The 22690-nt window shown below is 48.9% G+C and carries 21 protein-coding genes; 10 read left to right on the top strand and 11 right to left on the bottom strand.

Annotated elements, in window-relative coordinates:
- Positions 1-50 precede the first annotated feature (50 nt).
- Positions 51-461, top strand: a complete 411-nt coding sequence (locus N7386_RS02480) for a DUF4156 domain-containing protein (RefSeq protein WP_279766943.1) — start codon at positions 51-53, stop codon at positions 459-461.
- Between the two features lie 84 nt (positions 462-545).
- On the opposite strand, the gene ubiA is transcribed toward N7386_RS02480, so the two are convergent.
- Positions 546-1406, bottom strand: a complete 861-nt coding sequence (gene ubiA, locus N7386_RS02475; RefSeq protein ID WP_086903820.1) for a 4-hydroxybenzoate octaprenyltransferase — start codon at positions 1404-1406, stop codon at positions 546-548.
- A gap of 125 nt (positions 1407-1531) precedes the next feature.
- Positions 1532-3700: a DNA helicase II gene (uvrD, locus tag N7386_RS02470; protein ID WP_011715677.1), complete on the bottom strand. Its 2169-nt coding sequence runs from the start codon at positions 3698-3700 to the stop codon at positions 1532-1534.
- 171 nt (positions 3701-3871) lie between these two features.
- Here uvrD and N7386_RS02465 point away from each other — a divergent pair, with 171 nt between their 5' ends.
- Positions 3872-4792 carry a response regulator gene (locus tag N7386_RS02465; RefSeq protein WP_279766942.1) on the top strand — a complete coding sequence of 307 codons (921 nt, stop codon included), beginning with the start codon at positions 3872-3874 and terminating at the stop codon, positions 4790-4792.
- Positions 4793-5034: 242 nt separating this feature from the next.
- On the top strand, positions 5035-7005 hold the full coding sequence (locus tag N7386_RS02460) for a hypothetical protein (protein WP_279766941.1): 1971 nt from the start codon (positions 5035-5037) through the stop codon (positions 7003-7005).
- Between the two features lie 469 nt (positions 7006-7474).
- Here N7386_RS02460 and N7386_RS02455 read toward each other — a convergent pair whose 3' ends face one another.
- The 6 genes from N7386_RS02455 to N7386_RS02430 all read right to left on the bottom strand — a co-directional run bounded on the left by N7386_RS02455 (position 7475) and on the right by N7386_RS02430 (position 11093).
- Positions 7475-7882 (bottom strand): type II toxin-antitoxin system YafO family toxin, encoded by a 408-nt coding sequence (locus N7386_RS02455; RefSeq protein ID WP_279766940.1) that lies wholly within the window; start codon positions 7880-7882, stop codon positions 7475-7477.
- Between the two features lie 21 nt (positions 7883-7903).
- A complete protein-coding gene (locus tag N7386_RS02450; protein WP_279766939.1) occupies positions 7904-8434 on the bottom strand; it encodes a hypothetical protein in 531 nt (176 codons plus the stop codon).
- 622 nt (positions 8435-9056) lie between these two features.
- Positions 9057-9464 (bottom strand): NUDIX domain-containing protein, encoded by a 408-nt coding sequence (locus N7386_RS02445; protein WP_279766938.1) that lies wholly within the window; start codon positions 9462-9464, stop codon positions 9057-9059.
- A 28-nt stretch (positions 9465-9492) separates the two neighbouring features.
- Positions 9493-10374, bottom strand: coding sequence for a zinc metallopeptidase (locus tag N7386_RS02440; RefSeq protein WP_279766937.1), 882 nt, complete (start codon positions 10372-10374; stop codon positions 9493-9495).
- Positions 10375-10421: 47 nt separating this feature from the next.
- Complete coding sequence (locus tag N7386_RS02435; RefSeq protein ID WP_011621267.1) at positions 10422-10847, bottom strand: hypothetical protein; 426 nt, start codon at positions 10845-10847, stop codon at positions 10422-10424.
- A 12-nt stretch (positions 10848-10859) separates the two neighbouring features.
- On the bottom strand, positions 10860-11093 hold the full coding sequence (locus tag N7386_RS02430) for a hypothetical protein (protein WP_011621266.1): 234 nt from the start codon (positions 11091-11093) through the stop codon (positions 10860-10862).
- A gap of 193 nt (positions 11094-11286) precedes the next feature.
- On the opposite strand from N7386_RS02430, the gene N7386_RS02425 reads away from it, so the two are divergent.
- The 5 genes from N7386_RS02425 to N7386_RS02405 all read left to right on the top strand — a co-directional run bounded on the left by N7386_RS02425 (position 11287) and on the right by N7386_RS02405 (position 17239).
- Entirely contained in the window at positions 11287-12780 is a 1494-nt protein-coding gene (locus tag N7386_RS02425; RefSeq protein ID WP_279766936.1) for a helicase HerA-like domain-containing protein, read from the top strand.
- A 313-nt stretch (positions 12781-13093) separates the two neighbouring features.
- Positions 13094-13216 (top strand): hypothetical protein, encoded by a 123-nt coding sequence (locus tag N7386_RS02420; RefSeq protein WP_039978852.1) that lies wholly within the window; start codon positions 13094-13096, stop codon positions 13214-13216.
- A gap of 493 nt (positions 13217-13709) precedes the next feature.
- The gene (locus N7386_RS02415; protein ID WP_011627359.1) at positions 13710-14666 is read left to right on the top strand and encodes a TAXI family TRAP transporter solute-binding subunit; all 957 of its coding nucleotides are present in this window, start codon (positions 13710-13712) and stop codon (positions 14664-14666) included.
- Positions 14667-14773: 107 nt separating this feature from the next.
- The gene (locus tag N7386_RS02410; RefSeq protein WP_086903812.1) at positions 14774-16807 is read left to right on the top strand and encodes a TRAP transporter permease; all 2034 of its coding nucleotides are present in this window, start codon (positions 14774-14776) and stop codon (positions 16805-16807) included.
- A 33-nt stretch (positions 16808-16840) separates the two neighbouring features.
- Positions 16841-17239, top strand: a complete 399-nt coding sequence (locus tag N7386_RS02405) for a DUF1850 domain-containing protein (protein ID WP_086903811.1) — start codon at positions 16841-16843, stop codon at positions 17237-17239.
- Positions 17240-17285: 46 nt separating this feature from the next.
- On the opposite strand, the gene N7386_RS02400 is transcribed toward N7386_RS02405, so the two are convergent.
- Complete coding sequence (locus N7386_RS02400) at positions 17286-18272, bottom strand: sensor domain-containing diguanylate cyclase (RefSeq protein ID WP_086903810.1); 987 nt, start codon at positions 18270-18272, stop codon at positions 17286-17288.
- Positions 18273-18419: 147 nt separating this feature from the next.
- The gene (locus N7386_RS02395; protein ID WP_279766934.1) at positions 18420-18755 is read right to left on the bottom strand and encodes an FKBP-type peptidyl-prolyl cis-trans isomerase; all 336 of its coding nucleotides are present in this window, start codon (positions 18753-18755) and stop codon (positions 18420-18422) included.
- 189 nt (positions 18756-18944) lie between these two features.
- On the opposite strand from N7386_RS02395, the gene trxC reads away from it, so the two are divergent.
- The gene (gene trxC / locus N7386_RS02390; protein WP_086903809.1) at positions 18945-19367 is read left to right on the top strand and encodes a thioredoxin TrxC; all 423 of its coding nucleotides are present in this window, start codon (positions 18945-18947) and stop codon (positions 19365-19367) included.
- A 66-nt stretch (positions 19368-19433) separates the two neighbouring features.
- On the opposite strand, the gene N7386_RS02385 is transcribed toward trxC, so the two are convergent.
- Positions 19434-20834, bottom strand: coding sequence for a DASS family sodium-coupled anion symporter (locus N7386_RS02385; protein WP_086903808.1), 1401 nt, complete (start codon positions 20832-20834; stop codon positions 19434-19436).
- 658 nt (positions 20835-21492) lie between these two features.
- Here N7386_RS02385 and N7386_RS02380 point away from each other — a divergent pair.
- Positions 21493-22536, top strand: coding sequence for a sensor domain-containing diguanylate cyclase (locus N7386_RS02380; protein ID WP_279766933.1), 1044 nt, complete (start codon positions 21493-21495; stop codon positions 22534-22536).
- The last annotated feature ends 154 nt before the right edge of the window (positions 22537-22690 follow it).

Genomic DNA, 22690 nt, shown 5'->3' with positions numbered 1-22690 from the left:
TCCCCCATTAACTTCGATTTGATGAAATAGTGAATGCGAGCACTCAATAAATGATCTTTCGTGCAATATTGCTGTTATTAATCGGTTTAAATTTAACGGCGTGTGTCACCTTTCCCACGCCAGAATCGGCACAGGTTAAAATATTATGGGAAAACTCTGTCGCCATCGAAAACTGTACCTATAAAGGCACTGTCATTGGTTCACAGGGACATTTCTATGACTATTGGTTACACAGTGATAGGGATATGGTGTGGGGCACACTCAACGAGCTGCGTATCAAAAGCCATGCACTCGGCGCAGATACGGTTTACCTCTATCAACCGCTTAAGTTTTTAGGCTCAGTGACTATGATGGGGAATGCTTACCAATGTGCAGAGACTCAATCTTCAGAGACCAAAGCTTCTGACGCTCTAGATTCAACAAGTCTGCCGACGCAGATAAATAGCGCATCAAGACAGTAGCTTGAGTGTGAGCAGGCTTTTGATGAGTTTGAGCGGCTATCAGGCGACACGCCTGATAGCACTCATATAAGCGGAGAGGAAAACTTAAAACAGGTAATCGGCGCCTAAACCAACAAACAGTGCTAATCCCGCCCAGTTATTGTTGAGGAAGGCTTTAAAGCAAGGAGCTCTTTCGCGGCCAAAAATCAACATCTGTTGGTAAGTGCTAAAACCAACAAAGGTCAGTAATCCTAGACCATAGAGCAGGCCACGGTCGGCACTCCAACCCGCGGCGATAAAACACAGCAGCGCGGCAAATTGAAATAACCCAATGATTTGACGGTCGTATTGGCCAAACAGAATGGCGGTCGATTTGATACCGACTTTTAAATCATCATCCCTATCGACCATGGCGTACATAGTGTCGTAGGCCACAGTCCAGAACCAATTGGCGGCAAATAACCACCAAGCTTCAATGGGCACTTCACCGGTTTGCGCCGCATAAGCCATGGGAATCGACCAGCTCCACACCACGCCCAAAAACATCTGCGGCATGTTCGTTACCCGCTTAGTAAAGGGGTAGATAATGGTGAGGATAATGCCGACAACAGAGAGCTTAACCACTAACCCATTGAGCAGTAAGACTAAACCAAAAGCGGCCAGACCTAAGATCACAAACAGCAATAGCGCTTCTTTGGTGCTGATTTCGCCACTGGCGAGGGGACGGGATTTAGTGCGTTCAACGTGGGAATCGAGGTCGCGGTCGGCATAGTCGTTAATAATGCAGCCACAGGCGCGCATGATCACCACACCGATAATAAAGATAATCAACACTTTAATATCGGGCATTCCACCCGCAGCTAACACCAGCGCCATTAAACAGGGCCAGAGCAATAACAAGGTGCCGATAGGACGGTCGAGTCGAGTCAGGCGGGAATACACGTCCCACTTCTGCTTTAGATTCATTAACTAGCTACTCCCAAACCTAATTTTTTATCTCGGTTGCTAGGCTAAGCATCATATACCCTAGCCACCTTTTAAGCGAATTTGTGCAGACTCAAGCTGTCACAAAATCATGACATTGGCGTCAATCAACGCGCCTCTAAACGCGCGTAGGCGACCACCAGCCACTTACTGCCAAAATCACTAAAATTCACCTGCACTCGCGCCTGCGCGCCACTGCCCTCAAAGTTAGTCACTTTGCCGTCACCAAATTTTGGATGATGCACTCTTTGGCCGACGCTAAAGCCAGTATCGTTGGCGACCGCCGACTTTTGCGCACTGAAGCGATTATTCGCCATCGGCGTTGACACCTGCGCCTTTAAGCGAATTTCGTCCACATATTGCGGCGGAATTTCCTTAATAAAGCGCGATGGACGGGCATAATCTTCGCGGCCATAAATACGGCGGGATTCAGCATAGGTGATATAGAGTTTTTCCATCGCTCGGGTCATGCCCACGTAACAGAGGCGGCGTTCCTCATCGAGTCTGTCGCCCTCTTCGAGCGCCATCTTACTCGGGAAAATCCCCTCCTCGACGCCCGCCATAAACACCATGGTAAACTCCAGCCCCTTGGCCGAGTGCAGTGTCATCAACTGTACGGCATCGGTAAAGGCATCGGCCTGACCTTCGCCCGCCTCTAAGGCAGCGTGGGATAGGAAGGCGTTAAGCTCGCCCATATCCTCAAGCTCCTCTGGCATTTCGAAGGTGCGCGCCGCGGTAACGAGCTCCTCTAAGTTTTCGATACGGGCGTGGGCCTTTTCGCCTTTTTCAGCCTCGTACATGGCCTTAAGCCCCGAGGCTTGGATCACTGTGTCCGTCATCCGGTACAGCGCCATATCCTGAGTTTCTTCCTGCAGGGTGACGATAAGATCCATAAAGCCACGTACCGCAGAGGCGGCGCGGCCTGCGAGCACCTTTTCATCCAGCAAACGTAAACAAGCCTGCCACAGGGTGAGTTCCTGCTGACGGGCGGTCGAACGCAGAATATCTAAGGTGCGATCGCCAATGCCACGGGGCGGCGTATTAACCACGCGCTCGAAGGCGGCATCGTCATTTTTATTGCTGATTAGACGCATATAGCCCATAGCATCTTTAATCTCTTGGCGTTCGAAGAAGCGCAGGCCACCGTAAATACGATAGGCTAAACCTTTGTGTAATAAGGCTTCTTCGAGCACACGCGACTGAGCGTTTGAGCGATATAAAATCGCGCAGTCACTTAAATTGCCGCCTTTTTCGTACCAATCATTGATACGGCCGACAATAAAGCGCGCCTCGTCCATTTCGTTAAAGGCGCAGTAGAGGGAAATCGGCTCACCATCTGCTTCGTCGGTCCACAACTCTTTACCTAAACGCTCGGGGTTATTGGCGATAAGGGCGTTCGACGCCTTCAAAATATTGCCCTTGGAGCGATAATTTTGCTCGAGGCGAATCGTAGTAGCCGTCGGGAAATCCCGCAGGAAACGGTGCAGGTTTTCAACCTGAGCGCCGCGCCAACCATAAATGGATTGGTCGTCGTCACCCACTATCATCACGTTGGCAGTTTGGCCGGCCAACACACGGATCCACGCATATTGGATGGCGTTGGTATCCTGGAACTCGTCCACCAGAATATGCTTAAAACGCTCCTGATAATGCGCCAGCAGATGCGGTTTATTGAGCCACAGCTCGTGGGCACGCAGCAGGATTTCGGCAAAGTCGACTAAGCCCGCGCGGTCGCAAGACTCTTGATAAACCTGATAAATCTTCAGCAGGTTTTGCTCAATCGGAAAACCACCCGCATCGATATGCTTGGGCCGTAATCCTTGGTCTTTCTTGCCATTGATATAGGCCTGCGCCTGACGGGGAGGATATTGTTTTTCATCCAGATTCAAACTTTTAAGGATGCGTTTCAGCAAGCGCACCTGATCGTCCGAATCGAGAATTTGGAAGCTTTGCGGTAGTCCCGCATCTTGGAAGTGAGTGCGTAACAGACGATGCGCTAACCCGTGGAAGGTACCAATCCACATCCGCCCCATATTGGTGCCAGCGACCTTCTCCACCCGCTCACGCATCTCGGCTGCGGCTTTATTGGTAAACGTCACGGCTAAAATTGAGTAAGGGCTCTGCTGTTCGACCTGCATTAACCACGCGATACGGTGGGTTAATACTCGCGTTTTGCCACTGCCTGCGCCCGCAAGCACTAACATGCTGGATTGCGGTGCCGCGACAGCCTCGCGCTGTTTATCATTCAGGCCGTCTAGTAAAGAAGATACGTCCATTCTCGCCTCCAAAAAATCGAGGGGGCAGTATAACAGAAGAAGCGCCCAAGGCATGCCACGAGTTTGAGCTCAATCACAGACAATTCATTTGACTCGAGGGCCAAGTTTGGCTTGAATTGATTGATACAATTTATTAACAACTAAAGTATGACTCGATGCCAAGGGACCTGAATGCATTATTGTTTTAACGCTTTTGTGTTGGATACCCAGAACCGAACCTTGTTCTGCAATAACCAAAGGCTTCACTGCGACGAACGCGTTATCCTGTTACTCGCACAGCTAATCGACGCCTATCCCGCCCATTGCGATCAGGCCTGCTTGCTCGAACACATCTGGCCCAATACCGTGGTGAGCAGTTGGTCGGTCGCAAGATTAATCTCGGATACCCGTAAACTATTCGAGTCAGCGGGCCTTAAGGTGCCCATCATTCAAACCTTGCATGGCCGAGGGTATCGGCTCTCCCCCGATATCGCCGCCATTATTCGCTCCGATGCCGTTGCCAATAGTTTTACCGCTCAAGACCACTCACTCGCAATAACAGATAACGCCACCAGCGCAGCCAACTCGAATACACTTCAACCCGCGCAAAAAAAGCCCTATTTCACCCTGCCAGGATTAGTCTTGATTGGTATCTTGTCGAGCGCAGTGCTTGCCCTACTCTTTTATAACCAAATCGAACGCAGCGGCCCATTAGTGTTGGCCGAGCCGCAAAACGTAAAAGCACGCATATTGTGGGTCGATGATCACCCTGAAAATAATCAGGCCGAGCGCCAATTTTTAGAGCAAAAAAAGATTGGGGTTTACACCACCAAAACCAGCAGCGATGCACTCACACTGCTGAGTTTATATAGCTACGATGCCATTATTACCGATATGGGCCGGGGCTCGGATCCCCTCGCGGGCCTAAAACTCATGCAGGCAATCCGCGAGCGCGGCATCAACACGCCCATTTACCTCTATACCATCATGCCCTCCGAGGCGCTAAGACAAAAAGCCCAGGAACATGGCGCGCAGGATATTGCCGTCGAAGCCGAAGACTTATATCAACACTTGATGCCGCTTATCCGTTATGCCGATGAAAGGTCGGAGTAAAACTGTTCTCAAGCAGCGTAAATCCCGCTGCAATCTATTGATAGTATTCACTTTCAAAAACATTCAATAAGTTTCAAAGACAAAATCCCTCCCGAGGATTTATATCTTGTTCAGGGTTCAGCCACTGATCCCTTCTGCATATTGCTTGCGCTCATGCCCCAAACGATAACTGACGACCATCCCGCCATGGGATAGCGAATCGTTGCTGATATTTGCTCAGTAGCCTAAAAGGAATTTACATAATGAAGCCAATCTATCGACTCACTGTTCCCATTCTCTTAGGTCTCACGCTCGGCGCCTGTGGCGGGAGTGATGATGACGATGAGGACCCTAGCCCCATCGAACCCCAGCAGTTTGCCATTAAGGGAACCGTAAAAGGGCTGACCAACACCCTAAAACTCACCCTACAAACCAATGGCCAGACAGTAGAAACCCTTTCCGTTCAAAGTGATGGCACAGATAAGGCCTTTGCATTTTCAAATATGCAGAATGAAGGCGTTAGCTTTGCCATTACCGTTAATACGCAGCCAACGGCGCAAACCTGTACCGTCGCCAATGGCAGCGGCACCTTAAGCCAAAGCAATGCCGAAACCGCCCTCGTCACCTGTGAAACCAATGCCAATGCCGAATTAACTGGGATCTTTAGGGACAGCCCAGTCGCCGGGATCCACTATCAAACCGACAGCCAGACCGATGGCACCACCAGCGATATTGGCGAGTTTCAATACTTACAGGGGGAACAAGTCACCTTTTCGGTCGGCGCGATTCAATTTCCCAGTACAGTTGCCGCGCCACTCGTCACACCCACCGAAGTTGCAGCGGGCAATGAGGTCACAAAGGTAAATATCCTGCAATTGCTGCAAACCTTAGATCAGGACTGTGATGTCGAAAATGGCATTCAAATCAAGACCTCACACCACGAGCTGCTCGCCAATACTGTGCTCGATATCAGCAGCGCCGATTTTGATAGCCAACTCAACACTGCCTTTGCCAACCTCGGCTCGGGTTTGAGTCTGATCAGCGAAGCCCAGGCCCTTAACCATTTCGATACTTCCAACCGTAATCTGCTGCTAGGTAGCTGGCTGCTGTCGGAGGGAGAAGGTCAAAGCAACATACTGACCTTTATCGACCATAGCCGTTATATATTGATCCACGAGCATGCGGGTGATGGCGATCAGGGCGCAGCCTCGGTCGAATACGGAAATTACACTTGGGATAGCGTGACAGGTAGTTTCAGTGTGAGTCTCATCGCTCAATCCGATGGTTCCGGCGGCCTGTACGATGAAAGCAGCGTCGTTAACAAGGCGATGGTAAGCCTCAACACCCTCACACTGAGCCTCACCGACAATGGTTCGTCAAGCATCACACTCATGCGTATTGAAGATGCTAGCGATGCGTTAATCGGCACCTGGCATGTGTACGATCCCGAAACCGATAACGACAGCTTTGTGACTTTCCTGCCCAATCAAGCCTATGCGATTGTGCATACCGCCAATTCCGACAGCTATGAGGGACAATCCCCCCAAGCGCAATCGGGGGAGTTTGGTCATTACGTCAAAGATAGTAGTGGCTATAAGTTTACCGCCAGTGTCGAGTCCGACGGCCCTAATGGCCTCTATGATGCACAGTCAGCCGACGCCCATCAGTTTTCGTCCATCAGCATCAGCCAATGGGGCGAGATGATGGCCACTGAAAATGGCCCAGACGGCGGTACTTTCACCTTAGATAAGGTCGGCAGTTTTGTGACTGAGTTAGTCGATAAGCCTTCTTCCGCCGCAGGTACCAGCCTTGGACGCATCACCTCGGTACGGGATATCGAAGGCTTTAGCTACGACGCCACAGTCAATCGCCTGCTGCAATTCGACTTAACCTTTGCCACAGATACACAAAACCGCTGCACCACTGAGTTCGCCAATGGCCAATGCGGCGCACGTTACAGCATGCTGGTGCAGAATGTATCCGAGAATGATATGGGGGATGTGATTGGCGAAATCAGCCTGAACGAAGTCACCAGCAATGCCCAAGTGAACAGCGATTTTTATATGACGACCGCTGGCACACTGCACTTTGCCTTTAGTGGCAGTCAGACGATGACCATCAGCCCCTTGTTAGGCAAATCTTGCCAAGGCAATCAACGCGCCTTAGTGAGTTTAACCGATACCAGCAATAACCAATCGCTTTGGTTAGTCGAGCTAACCCCAGCCGCCCTATAGCTAACGCTATCTTCCCTTTGCCGGGCTATGTTCTTCCGTAGTCCGGCATTTTTTTATTCTAAAAACTATGAAGTCTAGCGAAAACCGCAATTAGCTATCGAACTGCTTGAAATCGAGCCATATATGGGCTGATTTAATTTCAATTTATTACCTTCAATAATGATTAAGCACTTTCATTCCAGTGACACGCCGTGAATATGTCCCTATAGGCTCGACGACGGCATCTGATGTAAAAGGATTTACGAATGTCGCGATCACATGGATGTGAAAGAGCGACCATGCCGTCAACGGTCACTTTCATGACAGTGCTTAATCTTGCCAACCCCAACAGTAATCTGAACCCTTTTTTACAAGCATTCACCGTGTAAATTTAATGATGGATGGCTCGTTAGCTTGAGCGGCTTATATTCATGATGGAACAGTTTTTAATTGGCAGGATTATATAAACAAAAACCCGCAAAGTGCGGGTTTAAAATTTTGTTCTGAAGTTATCAGCGACGACTTTATATTTGATAATCAGACTATAATTATTTGCACGACTTCGTTCATGTGCTTTTTCACTAAGGAAATCTATTACACGTATTGCATCTTCATCAAAATAACCGAATGTATACACAATATAAGAATTACTTGTCTTTGCTGCATTCCAAGTGTCTGGACAAGAAATACCCTTAACAAATATATGAATATGGTGTATTTCAGAATCTTGAACATGACTAGGATCACGGTATGGTGCATCTTTTCCAAGATAAGCAACGCGTTTAGTCTTTTCTGAATTAAAGTAAAGCTCTAGATCTTCCTTTAGTTGAGTCAGCTTGAACCCCTTGGCTGCAAGCTGGCTTTCTAAATTGTCTTCAAATGTTACTGTTGCAGCCACTACACGTCCCTATGAATGGTGTTAATGTGTTGGGTACAAGTTTTCGCTAACTTGATAAGCGGCAGTAATAAACTGTTCAGTTGGTTCAAAAGCAGAATTATTAATAGTTTCTACTTCACCCATTTTATCTTTATAAAAGGCAACAATATTACTGATGTTTTTACGCACCTGACCATGTATGGCAACTAAATGTCTGAATGATTCATACACTTCATCACCATGTTCTTCTTTGATAGAATCAGCTTCATTCACTAAAACTCCCTTCATAAACTCACTCATTCCACGTGAGAATAGTTCAAGATTTTTTAGTTGTTCATACTGACTATGGTCAACGGTTTCAATATCATTACAAAGATTGTAATGATGTTCTCTGAAACTTTTAAGGATACACGCAAGCTCTTCCCTGCGACTTTCTATGGAACTCAGCACAGAAGTTGCGCTAGTCACGTCTTCACAATGGCGATTACAAACGGTGTGTTGCTTTGATGCAAGCATGCTAGCTTCAACAGTAGGAGTTGAAGCAAAGGCTGACATGATGGTGGCGATTAGCATAGCAGATCCCCCCTTCATAATAATTACTCCGTATTTATTATAGCAGCTTAGACACAAAAGGCCTGTTACGTAGCGTAAACAGACCAACTTCTAAGGCCGCGACATTATCCATTTCCCTGACTAAAATACAAGCGATTTAGACACGTTTCTGTCAAAAAACCTTGTACCTTATTATCCACTCTACACGAGAAATACCAAATTACAAATAGATAACAAAAGATATTCTGATATCTATGACAGAGTGTAAACGCTTGAAATACTGTATTTATATACAGACAAAGGGTGAAACAGGACATCCATAAACCTTCGATGCTTTTAGTGGTCAACAGACAACTCAACAATCACAGTAATACACCATCCCCTCGGCGTTGCCGCAGGGCATTTGCGGTCGTTGCGTGAGCGAGGCATGGATGCCGAGATAGCGTCAGTCGAATCAGGGACGAGCGTCTGACGCGATAGCATAAGGGCGCTTAATGCCCAAGGGGCTTTCAACTCCGTTAGGGGCGGCAAGGGAGATCCAAGAGGGAATTGCTGTTGATCCCCTCTTGGTCGGGTGTGGGGTGAAGCCCCACGACTTTGACTTTGCTTTTAAAAGCAACCACCCATGCTTACTGGCAAAGCCTTAAAACTTTGCACTCACAACAATCCCGTTGAAATTAAGACAATCTTTAACTCTTTGCTGCTGAACCGCGCTAAGGGTGTCGATATCATGAAAGGCAAACTCTGAGTGTTCATGACTTAAGCGAATTACCGCATCGGCAGATGCAAACTCACAACGAAAGATAAAGGCTTGGGATTGATAGGCGCTGTGATAATACACGCCGCTCAGGTAGTGGACGTTCACCGCCAGCCCCAGTTCCTCTTGGCATTCACGCAGCAGGGCTTCGTGAATCGTTTCGCCGGGCTCTAAAGCGCCGCCGGGTAACCCCCAGGCACAATTGCCGTAATTAGCCTTAAGAAGTAACACTTGGCCCGAATCGTTAGTGATCACCCCATGGCTACTGAGCCGAAACCTATCTTCAAATGCCATGTTTCAATCCCACGCTAAGGCTGTGTTATCACGAGTTGTGGTTAAAGGTATTGCAGCTGGCAAGCTTGCCTGAGGCAAAACCCGTCTTAAACCATTTTACCCTGTCAGCCGAACTGCCATGGGTAAAGGCTTCGGGTTGTACGGCTCGGCCAGCCATTTTTTGCAAGCGATCGTCCCCCACGGCACTCGCAGCAGCGATGCCTTCTTCAACATCTCCGGCTTCGAGCAAATTGAGCTGCCTGTCGACATAATGTCCCCACACGCCAGCATAACAGTCGGCTTGCAATTCGAGGGCAACACTCAGTTGATTGGCCTGCGCCTTGCCAGCGGCTTGCTGCGCCTGACGGACTTTAGTGCTGGTCCCGAGTAGGTTCTGCACATGGTGACCCACCTCATGGGCAATCACATAGGCGAAGGCGAAATCCCCCGGCGCCCCAAGTTTTTTCAGCTCCTCGAGAAAACTCAAGTCGATATAAACTTTGCTATCAGCGGGGCAATAGAAAGGCCCTGATTGCGCCTGTCCCATACCGCATCCCGTTGAGGTCATATTGCGATAGAGCACCAGTTTGGGCTCGACATATCGCCCCTGCAACAATTGATTCCAGACGGTTTCGGTGGTGCCGAGGATCGCCGCCACAAACTGGGCATTTTCATCTTGAGCGGCTGTATTGCTGGCCGATTGTGATTGGCTGAACCCCGCTTGATGGCTCGGGTCTAGGGACAATCCGCCGGTAAAATATTGAAACGCAAAATACAATCCGCCTAGCAGCAATATCACTCGGCCGATTTTGGTGCGAAGTAAAAAAGGCAGCAAGCGCAGCAGGAGCGCGCTGGGCACGCCCGCGGACGCCATCTGTTGGTCACGTCTGTCTTCGATATTGGAGCTGCGGTCACTGTCACGCCAACGCATTGGATTTCCTAGGCTATGGGTATGGGAGCTAGATTTCAGTGTAGCCGTTATTTGGGATCATTCTGCTCGGTGGGCGCCGCTTTTAACGAGCGCAAAAACAGCCCTAGCCCACCAAAGGCTAACACTAAAATCACGATCAAATCGAAGGCCGACATGGCCCTAAAGTGAAACTGAATCGAGCTTATTACGCCGACAATTAAGGCGACTAAGGAGCCTAAGGTAAGCAGCCAACCGAGCTTAGTCTTGGCATCAAAAAACACCATCACTATCCCGAGGATAAACGGCAACATCACCATACCTGTGGTGATCGAGAATCCCTGCCCAAAGGCATTCATACGGTAGAGTCCATAGCCCAGTCCAAAACTGGAACTTACCTGTATCGCATTGAATAGCAGATAAAATCCTGCACACATCATGGCAAGCCCAATAAAAAATTGGCCAATACCGCCCTGTGTTCCTCCCGCTCCCTTCATACCAATCCTTTTCTATTGACGTTGTTGAATCGCTTTGTCGACAGCTTCTTTAAGCTGTTGGTCCTCTGCAGCCTTTTTGGCTTTCTCGTGGGCTGCTAACTGTTTATCCGCCTCGGCCACGCAGCGCTGTTTATCTAGCATGGGTTCATAGGGGTCGACATCCGTCCGGGCAGAACAGGCTAACTCGGCACAGGCAGAGGTCAACAGTGATGCGGACAAGACTAACATAATCAAAGGGGTTTTCATCTTCGGCTCCTCAACAAAATAGCTACACTTAACCAAGCTAACATTGGCAAGCTTTACTTGAGCTGTATCGATTATGTGCTCAACGATATTGACACAGATCCACGAAAGGCAAACACTGAGTGATGTTTTTTTATCCACCCATGACCGACGCCCCATTGGTTCATCACGGGGCTAATTAAGACAAGGACTGCGCTTGAATACTCAACTCTTAGGTAAAGGTGAGCAACAGGTTCACTTAAATCTTAAATATGCCAACCGCCACGGACTGATCGCAGGCGCTACTGGGACGGGGAAAACCGTTTCGCTGATGACCCTCGCCGAAGGCTTCTCCCGCCAAGGTGTGCCGGTATTTATCACCGACATTAAAGGTGATATCTCTGGGCTTGGCGTCGCGGGCACACCAAACGACAAACTCTTCCAGCGAGCCGCCGAAATCGGGATTGAGGAATATCAAACCGAGGCTAATCCTGTGGTTTTCTGGGATTTGGCAGGAGAGCAAGGGCACCCCTTACGCACAACCGTGAGCGAGATGGGGCCGACCCTGCTCGGGCGCATTCTCGAACTCAATGACACCCAAAGCAGTATTTTAGACATAGTGTTTCAACTGGCTGACGACCAAGGTTTATTGTTACTGGATCTCGACGATCTTCGCGCCATGCTGAACTTAGTCGCCGATGAGCGCAAAGATATCTCCGCCAAGTATGGGCTGATCAGCGCCCAGTCCCTCGCCGCCATTCAACGCTCGGTCCTCGGCTTAGAGCGCGATGGCGGCAAAGACTTTTTCGGCGAACCTGCGCTACAACTCGAAGACTTGATGCGCACTAACTTACAAGGGCGCGGCATTATCAATCTGTTAGCCGCTAATAAGTTAATCCTGACCCCTAACCTCTATTCCAGTTTCTTACTCTGGCTGCTATCAGAACTGTTTGAAAACCTACCCGAAGTCGGCGATCTCGATAAACCCAAGTTAGTCTTCTTTATCGATGAGGCACACTTATTGTTTGAAGGCTGCCCAGCAAGTTTGCTTAAACGCATAGAGCAGATTATGCGGCTTATCCGCTCCAAGGGCGTCGGAGTGTATTTTTGCTCGCAGTTTCCTGACGATATTCCCAATGAAATCTTAGGTCAGCTCGGTAATCGGATTCAGCATGCCCTCAGGGCGTATACCCCAAGGGATCAAAAAGCCGTTAAAACTGCGGCGGAGACCTTTGTGCCCAACCCTAAATTGGTGGTCAGCGAGGTGATTTCACAACTCGCCGTGGGCGAAGCTTTAGTCTCGACACTCGCCGAGAAAGGTGTGCCTACTATGGTGGAACGCGCCCTGATTGCACCGCCCCGCTGTCGCATGGGGCCCGCAAGTGCGGAGGAGTTAAACGCCATTCGTGCCAAGAGTCCCATTGGCGGCAAGTACGACACTTTAATCAACCGAGAGTCCGCCTACGAGCGGCTCAATCAACGGCACGCCGAAGCGGCCAATGGCGCCGCTAGCACCAAAACCGCGAATACGCCCGCCACCCAAGAGGCGGAGCAAGGCTGGTTTAGTGAACTGATCTTTGGCAATAAACGCCGCCAAGGATTGGCCGAGACACTCTCCAAACAAGCGGCGCGAACCGTGGGTAATCAACTCGGTAAACAAATATTGCGCGGACTACTCGGCGGCATACTCGGCAAGTCGACCCGCAGGTAATGGCGCTGGGCTAAAACCGTGCGCCAAACCGCATATTTTATATACACATTGGCACTACCATTAGCGTGAATTATTCTAAGTAGTGAGTGGATCTTAGTTAGGATTTAGGTGATAAGATTATTTTGCAAGTACCGCTCAGAGAGGCAAATAAATTCAAGTAATTTACCAATAGTTTTAAATAGTTGTGATTTAAAAATGGTGTAATTCGAGTTTAATCGTTTCGCTTTAATCAGGACATCATGGAACGGGTTTTACGCAAATGGCTTACATGATTAGCCTGATGAACAACCACTGAAAGTACATGGAGTTAACTATGAGTAAAGAGCAAAAAAATCGCAAAGAGGCCAAGAAAAAGCCGTTAATGACGATGAAGGAAAAACGTGCCGCAAAACACGCCAAAAACGCGTCTAAAGGTCTCCTCGATAACGTTAAATAATATTGTGGCACTTTAGGGTGCGCCTCCAATATCGACAATTAAGGGTTAACTGCGGTTAGCCCTTTTTATTGGCTCACTCTCGGTTTTTGGTTATTTATCCCGCAAACAACACAGATTAAGTTATCAATAAGGTGATGATTTAATTAGCCTAAGCCCTTAACTGAAAATGTCACCTAGACTAAAGCAACATGCACATTGCTTGAGTCTTTTGCTAAGGTTTTATTTACCTAGATCACCCAGAACCACAATCGCAGCTAAGTTACCGATTTATCAGCTTATTCCATTTTAGCCATCAGAGCACCCGACGCTCGCTAGCCCTATTGGAATATTGGTTATTCGCCTAATAAATCACGATTTAGACTGCATATAAACTCGTGACAAAGCCTGTATTTTGAGCAGATTTGGGTATATAAGTAGTGATACTAAAGTAGCAATCAAACAGTTCGATTTACCTTACCCTATATAACACAATAAAAAATAAGGATATTTCAGCATGAAAATCAACAAACGTTTTATCGCCGTTGGCGCAGCATTAACGCTCTCACTCAGCGCAGCCTCAATGGCGGCCGCACCTGCCTTTATCAATATCTTAACTGGCGGCACCAGTGGCGTGTATTACCCCATTGGTGTGGCACTGTCGCAGCTCTATGGCTCAGGCATTGAAGGCGCCAAAACCTCTGTGCAGGCCACTAAAGCCTCGGTTGAAAACCTCAACTTGCTGCAAGCGGGCCGTGGTGAATTGGCCTTAGCCTTAGGCGATTCTGTGGCTGCTGCCTATCAAGGCGATGCCGATGCAGGCTTTAAAAAGCCATTAGATAAGGTGCGCGTACTCGCAGCCGCTTACCCTAACTACATTCAAATTGTGGCCAATAAGGAATCTGGCATCAAAACCTTAGCGGATTTGAAAGGTAAACGTATTTCTGTCGGTGCACCGAAGTCAGGTACTGAACTCAACGCCCGCGCCATTTTTAAAGCCGCGGGTTTAAGCTACGAAGACATGGGCAAAGTGGAATTTTTACCCTATGCCGAATCGGTCGAGCTGATTAAAAACCGTCAGTTAGATGCGACCTTACAATCTTCGGGCTTAGGTATGGCAGCTATCCGCGATTTAGCCGCGACTATGCCAATCAACTTTGTGGAAATCCCCGAAGATGTGATCGGCAAAATCAATAACCCAGCCTATCAACATGGTGTGATCCCAGCAGCCACCTACGAAGGCCAAACCGCTGATGTCTCTACGGTTGCGATTCAAAACCTCTTTGTGACTCAAGCCGGTGTGTCTGACGATTTAGCCTATCAGATGACTAAACTGATGTTTGAGCATTTAGACCGCCTCGGCAACGCCCACTCAGCGGCGAAAGCCATTCAATTAGACAAGGCAACCAAAAACCTGCCTGCGCCACTGCACCCAGGTGCTGAGCGTTATTTCAAAGAAGTTGGCGCACTCTAAGGGTGTAACCTCAATCTGTGCGACCCGTTTTTGACCTAAGCACTTGAGTGATAGCGTCACTCAAGTGCTGCGTCGCCCTCTGTAGTCTAATGCTGTGAGGCATAAATATGAGCTATTCCGAACAAGGACTAGGCGCCAAGACCAGTGACTGGCCCAAGGCGCTGTTTTATACCGCGCTACTTTTCTCTATTTTTCAAATCATTACCGCCGCCTTTCATCCCGTATCGACCCAAGTTTTGCGGGCAACCCACGTTGGCTTTTTACTGTTAATCGTATTTTTAAGTTATCCGGCGGTGGGCAAGTCTCGCCCTTGGCAACCCTTAGCCTGGGTGCTTGGCCTTGCGGGCATGGCAACGGCCGCCTATCAATGGTTTTTTGAGGCCGATTTGATCCAGCGCTCCGGTGAACTTACCGATGCCGATATGGTGATTGGCGTGGTGCTGATTGTCTTAGTGTTTGAAGCCGCGCGGCGGGTGATGGGCTGGGCACTGCCGATTATCTGCTGTATTTTCTTGGCCTACGGCTTATTCGGCCAATATCTCCCCGGTGACTTAATGCACCGTGGCTACGGCGTGGACCAAATTATCAATCAGTTATCCTTCGGTACCGAAGGGCTCTACGGCACACCAACCTATGTGTCGGCTACCTATATCTTCCTATTTATTCTCTTTGGTGCCTTTTTAGAGCAGGCGGGGATGATCCGTCTGTTTACCGATTTTGCGATGGGATTATTCGGCCATAAACTCGGCGGCCCGGCGAAAGTGGCCGTGGTATCTTCGGCGATGATGGGCACAATTACGGGCTCGGGCGTTGCCAACGTGGTGACCACGGGGCAATTTACCATCCCCTTGATGAAGCGCTTCGGCTACCGCCCCGCCTTTGCTGGCGGTGTAGAAGCCACTTCCAGTATGGGCAGCCAAATTATGCCGCCCATCATGGGCGCGGTGGCCTTTATCATGGCCGAAACTATTAACGTGCCGTTTATTGAAATCGCTAAAGCGGCGTTAATCCCCGCGTTATTGTATTTCAGCTCAGTGTTCTGGATGGTGCATCTGGAAGCCAAACGCGCCAATCTCTGCGGTTTGCCTAAGGATCAATGCCCCGATCCTTGGGCGGCAGTGAAGGAGCGCTGGTATCTGCTGATCCCACTGTTTATTTTGATTTACTTGCTGTTTTCGGGACGTACGCCGCTCTTCTCCGGCATGGTCGGTTTAGCGCTGACTTCGATTGTGATCTTAGGCTCTGCGATTGTGCTGCGCCTACCTTCTAATGCGATGCGCTTTGCCTTTTGGATTGCCCTTGGGGTGTTGTGTGCCGGCTTCTTCCAGATGGGAATCGCCGTCGTCTTCGGGGTCATCGCCTTACTCGTCGCTGTCTGCTGGTTTATCAAAGGGGGCAAAGATACCCTGACCATCTGCCTGCACGCTTTAGTCGATGGTGCTCGCCATGCGGTGCCCGTGGGGATTGCCTGCGCTCTGGTTGGGGTGATTATCGGTATCGTCTCGCTAACGGGGATTGCCTCAACCTTCGCCAGTTACATCCTCGCCGTGGGTCAAGATAACCTCTTCCTCTCGTTGGTGTTAACTATGCTCACCTGCATGGTGTTGGGCATGGGTATCCCAAGTATCCCTAACTATATTATTACCAGCTCGATCGCCGCCCCCGCCCTGCTGGACTTAGGTGTGCCGCTGATCGTCTCCCATATGTTTGTGTTTTACTTCGGGATTATGGCCGACCTCACGCCTCCCGTCGCCTTGGCCTGCTTTGCCGCCGCGCCAATCGCAAAAGAATCGGGGCTGAAGATCAGTCTATGGGCGATTCGCATCGCTATCGCTGGCTTTGTGATCCCCTTTATGGCGGTTTACGATCCGGCGCTTATGCTACAAAGTGATAGCTGGCTTGCCATCGGCTTTGTGATGTTAAAAGCCACCGTAGGTATTGGTATCTGGGGCGTGATCTTCACCGGTTTCTTACTGCAAAAACTCTATTGGTGGGAACGGGTTATCGGCTTCCTCGCCGGAGCCAGTTTAATCCTTGCCACACCACTCAGTGATGAAATCGGCTTTGGTCTGGCGCTACTCTTTATCGTGCAGCACAGCCTAAGAGCACGCAAACTGAAACGTCTTGCCGAGCAGGGGTAAGGTTTTGAGTGTATGCAAAAGTAAGGCATTAAGATGCTAGGTCTATGTTTAGGCCTAGCGGGCACTCTGTGGGCGCAAGTGCCCACAGAGCAGTTCACCCTGGCGTGGAACCACAGCATAGAAAAAATCCGCTGGGAAGAAGACTATCAAGTCACCACTCAAGGATTACAACTCACTGAGGCCAGAGTCAAAGGCACGGGCGCGGGAATGGAAATCCCCGATGACGCTGTGTTTAGCAATGGCAGTTGGCATTATCAACCTAAGTTGCCCGTGCTGCCGAGATTACACTTAGGGCGCACACCCGAGGCTGGGGATTTTGAGCTGTGCTTCACTCAGGCTTTGGGGGAGACGCAGTGCCAAGCTATGAGTCATTGGATTGGCCCGCCGAACACACACGATGCCGCCGTTGAGGTGTGGGGCTGTCAGCTGTGAAATATCACTTTATAAAAACGCGCAAGCTAGGCGCATCTGCCGCCGATTAACGGTCAATAGCGCTCTCATCCCGAGAGAAGCTGTAGCCGTTTTTCCCTTGGTGTTTAATACGATACATAGCGGCATCGGCGCGATCGCAGCTTTGAGCAAAACGATCACCATACTCAAAAATATCGATACCAATACTCAGGCTAATCGCCACCTCGCAACCATCGAGTAAGAAACGTTGTCGATAAACATCCAACAAGGATTGCGCGAGCATGCCTAAGACTTCGATATCTGAAGTGGGCAGGACAATCACAAACTCGTCCCCGCCGAGCCGCGCGATCTTCGCCTGTGCGCCCGAATGCTCCACTAATGAATGCGCCACATGCACCAATAAGTTATCGCCAAACTTGTGGCCATGGTGATCATTTAAGGCTTTAAAACCATCAAGATCGATAAAGAATAACGCCCCACGCTGGCCGGGTTGCAATAACTCATCGAAGGCCGTGGTGATGGCTTGGCGGTTCATCAAGTTGGTGAGAGGGTCGCTATGGGCTAACCGAGCTAAATCCAGCTCATAGCGCTTTTCTTGAGTGATATCGATATGGCTGCCCATCATCCGCAGCGGCGTGCCATCGGGTAGACGCTCAACAATGCGGCCACGATCCGACACCCAAGTGATGCTGCCATCTTTGTGCAGCATGCGATGTACGACCTGATAATAATCGGCCTTGCCATTCACATGATCTTCAAAGGCTTTGATTACCCACTCTTTATCCTCTGGATGAAGTTTGCTTTTCCAGCTGTCGACATGGGCGCGAAGCTCCTCGCGGCTAAAGCCGAGCAGCTCGCCCCACTTCACATTGAACAGGGTGAGATTGCCACTGGGAACATGCTGCTCCCACAAACACAAGCCATTGCCATCGAGGGCGGCAAAGAGTTTTTCTTCGGCGCGATTATTGAGCGCCGTTAACCGCGCATTTTCACGTTTAAGCTCGGCGATTTCGGCCTGAAGTTGCTTTATTTGTGCTGCAGAATCCGCTACCACGAAAAGTCTCTGTTGTTAGGTTGGAGGATTTTCGTCCAGTGTAAAACAGTTAAAGCCGAAGGGACATAGTAAAAAGGATAAAGCTAAAGGGGAGCAGGCAAGCCACACAAAGGAGTCAGCCAGATGCTGACCCCATCAAGCTGACGCTTAATCGCGGGTGATCACTTCAAGCAATTCAATCTCAAAGGTGAGGTCAGAATTTGGCTTGATATGGGCACCAATTTGGCGCTCGCCGTAGGCTAAATGCGCAGGGACGAATAACTTACGTTTTCCGCCAACCTTCATGCCCATCAGTCCTTGATCCCAACCTTTAATCACTCGGCCAGTGCCAATCACGCATTGAAATGCCTGACCACGGTCATAGGAGGAATCAAACTGAGTGCCGTCCTGTAAAAAACCGCGGTATTGAGTGGTGATCAACGCGCCTTTTACGGCCTCTTTTCCTTCGCCGATAACCAGATCGACAACTTCTAATTCAGTCATTTAATTAATCTCTTCGTCTTCACTTACATACAAGTGATCCATCAAAGTGTCTATTCTAACATCGCCAGCCGAGCTTGTCGGTGCAGCTCCCCCATTTTGTGGTGCAGGTTTCGATACGCCTTTACCTCCCTTTAAATTTGCCACGGCGTCCCCATATCTACAGCATGCATTGAGCTAAGGAGCCATTCCATGATTATCGCCTGCCCCCACTGTGACACCTTAAACCGCGTGCCCCAAGAGCGGTTAACCGAGCAGCCTACCTGCGGCAAATGTAAACAGAATCTGTTTGCGGCGGCGCCCATTGAGCTCACGAGCGCCAATTTTATCAATCATGCTCACAAGTCAGAGTTGCCAATTGTTGTTGATTTTTGGGCGAGCTGGTGCGGCCCCTGCAAAAGCTTTGCGCCCACCTTTTCGGCGGCAGCCAAAGCATGGGAACCACAATTTCGCTTCGGCAAGATTAATACCGAGGAGCAACAGGCGTTGGCGGCGCAATTTGGGATCCGCTCTATCCCTACGCTGATGATATTCAAACAGGGGCATGTTATCGCCCAGCAAGCGGGCGCCTTACCCAAGTCGGCGCTCGACCAATGGCTGCAGAGTTATTGTTAGAATCTATAGTTGCGCCCATAAAAATACCCAGCCTAGCTGGGTATTTTTTGGATGAATCAGGCGCGTTTACACTTCCCAGAAGGTGTGGGCAATAATGCCCAGCACTATCATGCTGAGGAAGTTAACTATCATACCCACTCGCACCATTTCCGATTGCTTAATATGGCCAGAGCCGTAAACAATGGCGTTAGGCGGCGTCGCCACAGGCAACATAAAGGCGCAGGAAGCCGCAATACCAATCAGCACTGAGAGCATCACTGGCGATACCCCTAATGCTTCGGCAATCGCCGCAAATACCGGCACTAACAGCGCCGCGCTTGCGGTATTACTAGCAAACTCGGTCAGCATCACCACAAAGGCGATTACCGCGAACACAAACAGCGACATATGGGTGCTACCAAAAATATCCGTCATCCAGTGCGCGAGGAACACGCTGGTACCGGTACTTTTGAGCACGGCACTCAAGGTTAAACCACCACCGAACAGGATCAATACGCCCCAATCTGTGGTCGATTCGATCTTCTTCCAGCCTACAAGCCCGAGTCCCGCCAGCAACACCACAGTACCAAGGGCAACTATGGTATCAAATTGCGTGATCCCACCGAGCGCTTTGGCCAGCGGCACACTGAAAATCCAGCAACAAACCGTCGCGAGGAAGATAACTAAGGTGAGTTTGCCTTGGAAAGTCAGTTTTTGTTCTTCAACATCCAACTTACATTGCGCAGATAGATCCGGCTTAAAGTACCAGTAGAGTGCCAAAAGCATCATAGGCAACATCAAGATCACCGTAGGAATACCAAACTTCAGCCAGTCGCTAAAGCTTAGGCCGACCTGCGCCGCGGCAATCGCGTTTGGCGGGCTGCCGACTAAGGTACCAATGCCACCAATGTTGGCGGAATAGGCAATCCCAAGCAGCAAGAACACATAAGTGCTGTGGTACATCTTGCGATCGAGCTGCTGCAAAATCCCCAGCGCGAGTGGCAACATCATCGCCGTGGTTGCTGTGTTACTGATCCACATAGACAGCAACGCCGTCACGCCAAACAGCATTAAACAGGCAATACTGAGTTTACCCTTGGAGGCCAGTAATAATTTTTGCGCTATCAGGGTATCGATCTTTTGATGGTGCAGCGCCGCAGCTAATACAAAGCCACCGAAAAACAGATAGATAATCGGGTTGGCAAAGTTACTCATGGCTTCTTTGGTTTCAAACACTCCAAAGAATACCGCCAAAATCGGCACTAAAATCGCCGTGATACTGATGTGAATCGCTTCGCTTAACCACAAGATGGCGGCGAACACTAAGATAGCCAGCCCTGTATTGACACCTTGGTCAAAGGGTAAACCGTAATACAGCGCGAATAGCAGCAGAATATCCGCCACTAAGATCAGCATTTTTTTCTTTTCAAGCCCGGCATTCGCGGGCGAATGATTGGGGGGAACCGACGTTGATTGCTCTAAGGACATGGTGACAACCTTCATACCATTATTTTTTTAGGCAAATTTAGGGCATAGGTCACACTTGGCAAAGCAGTTTATTTTGTACTTTTGCCACTAAGCAACCACAAACACTGCTGACAAAAGGCGCAAAAATGCCATTTTCGAGATAAAAATCACCTGTTTTTGATCTGAACTTATGTACAAAATTTTCAAACGCACAAAAATACCGCAAAAGTATGCCAAAGCTGTAATTGAATAAATGTTTAAAACTGTGACACGCGTCAAACTTTAGTTTTTAACCAAGTGATAAAGGCTGAATTTAATCTTAAAAACAGCAGTTAAAACCAAAATATCTAAATCATTTACACTTTTACTACTAAAAATTCCGCAAAAGACAATCGCCGCATATTTTCCAATTTATTCACATTTAAACAACCTCTCAATTTAACGGCTCACCGAACAACAACCGTCAGAGTCCCGAGATGACGCCAATTTTCAAACTATCACGCCCTTCGAATGACGCTACCCAGTTGTGTCAGCTTGAATGCAAGCAAGAGATTCTTTAACCTAAAACCAACAAAGATTGCAGAGCGTGCAAACTCACTCTATATTGCAGCTAGAACCTTATTTAGGCATTTAAAATGTTGCTTTAAATGACCAAAGGCGTTTAAGGGAGGGGATAGCGATGGACAGATATTTTAACCCCTTGGGTTTATCTGATAGTGCCAAGGAACATCAGATTAGCTTCCCCGTGGACTTTGTGCAGGCGCTTACCGTGGCGACCTCACTCCAAGAAGTGCTCGATACGGTTTCCCAATGGATCTATCAACTCTTTGATGCACAACGAGTCAGCATCACCTTAAAGGACGATGCCGACTACCTAAAAATCTATTCCATCAGTGGCGATAAGGCTATTCCACTCGACTTTAGAGTCCCGATTGCTAACACTTTTGTTGGTCGCGTATTCACTAACAAGACAGTACTGATTTGCGATGATCTGACGACATCCGCAGATCTGGACTGCATCATGCTTGCCCAGAGCGGCATGAATACTTGCATGAACGCGCCACTCCTCTATGGAGATATTTGTTTGGGCACACTTAATGTCGCCCATCAGCAATCCAACTATTACACCGATTTACACGCCTTAGAGTTACAGTGCTTAGCCAATTGGATTAGCCTGAACATCAGCCTGCGTCTGCAACTGAAAGAACTCGAATACCTTGCCTCAACGGATCATTTAACAGGCGCGGCCAATCGACGGGTGTTTACCCAAAAAATCCAACAAGCCATCGCGGTGTTCCATGAACAGGGACAAGCCTTTTACTTTGCTTTGATGGACATAGATCATTTTAAGATGCTCAATGACCAATTTGGCCATACCGCAGGGGACTATGTGTTACAGCGGATTGTCGCGATTACCGAAACCCTGATGACGAGTCCAGGAAAATTCTTTCGGATCGGCGGTGAGGAATTTGCGATAATCTTCCTCGAGCAAACTGGGTATGATGCCCTGCAGTTTTTTAACGATATCAGGGAAGCCATTGCCAAGGCCTCCATGGAGTATGATGATGTACAACTCAGCGTCAGTGTCAGTATCGGCTTTACCGCGATGAGCCCATTGGACGAGGCGCCAGAATCCCTGCTACGCCGCGCGGATAAGGCGCTGTATCAGGCAAAACTGGCGGGGAGAAATCGTGTAGTGATGTTTAACAGCACTCAAGTATAATTACCCAACATGTTTAATAACCGTTCATTCAACGCCGAAAAAATGCACAACAAAATCGCAAGTCTGTAACATTTGCAGCTCATTATCTCTATGAATAATAAACACAAATATTATTCACCATCTCAGTCAATCTAACTCACTTTACCCTGCACAA

The sequence above is a fragment of the Shewanella sp. GD04112 genome (assembly GCF_029835735.1).
In the GTDB taxonomy this organism is placed as follows: domain Bacteria; phylum Pseudomonadota; class Gammaproteobacteria; order Enterobacterales; family Shewanellaceae; genus Shewanella.
This window is presented reverse-complemented; position numbering and strand designations above follow the sequence as displayed.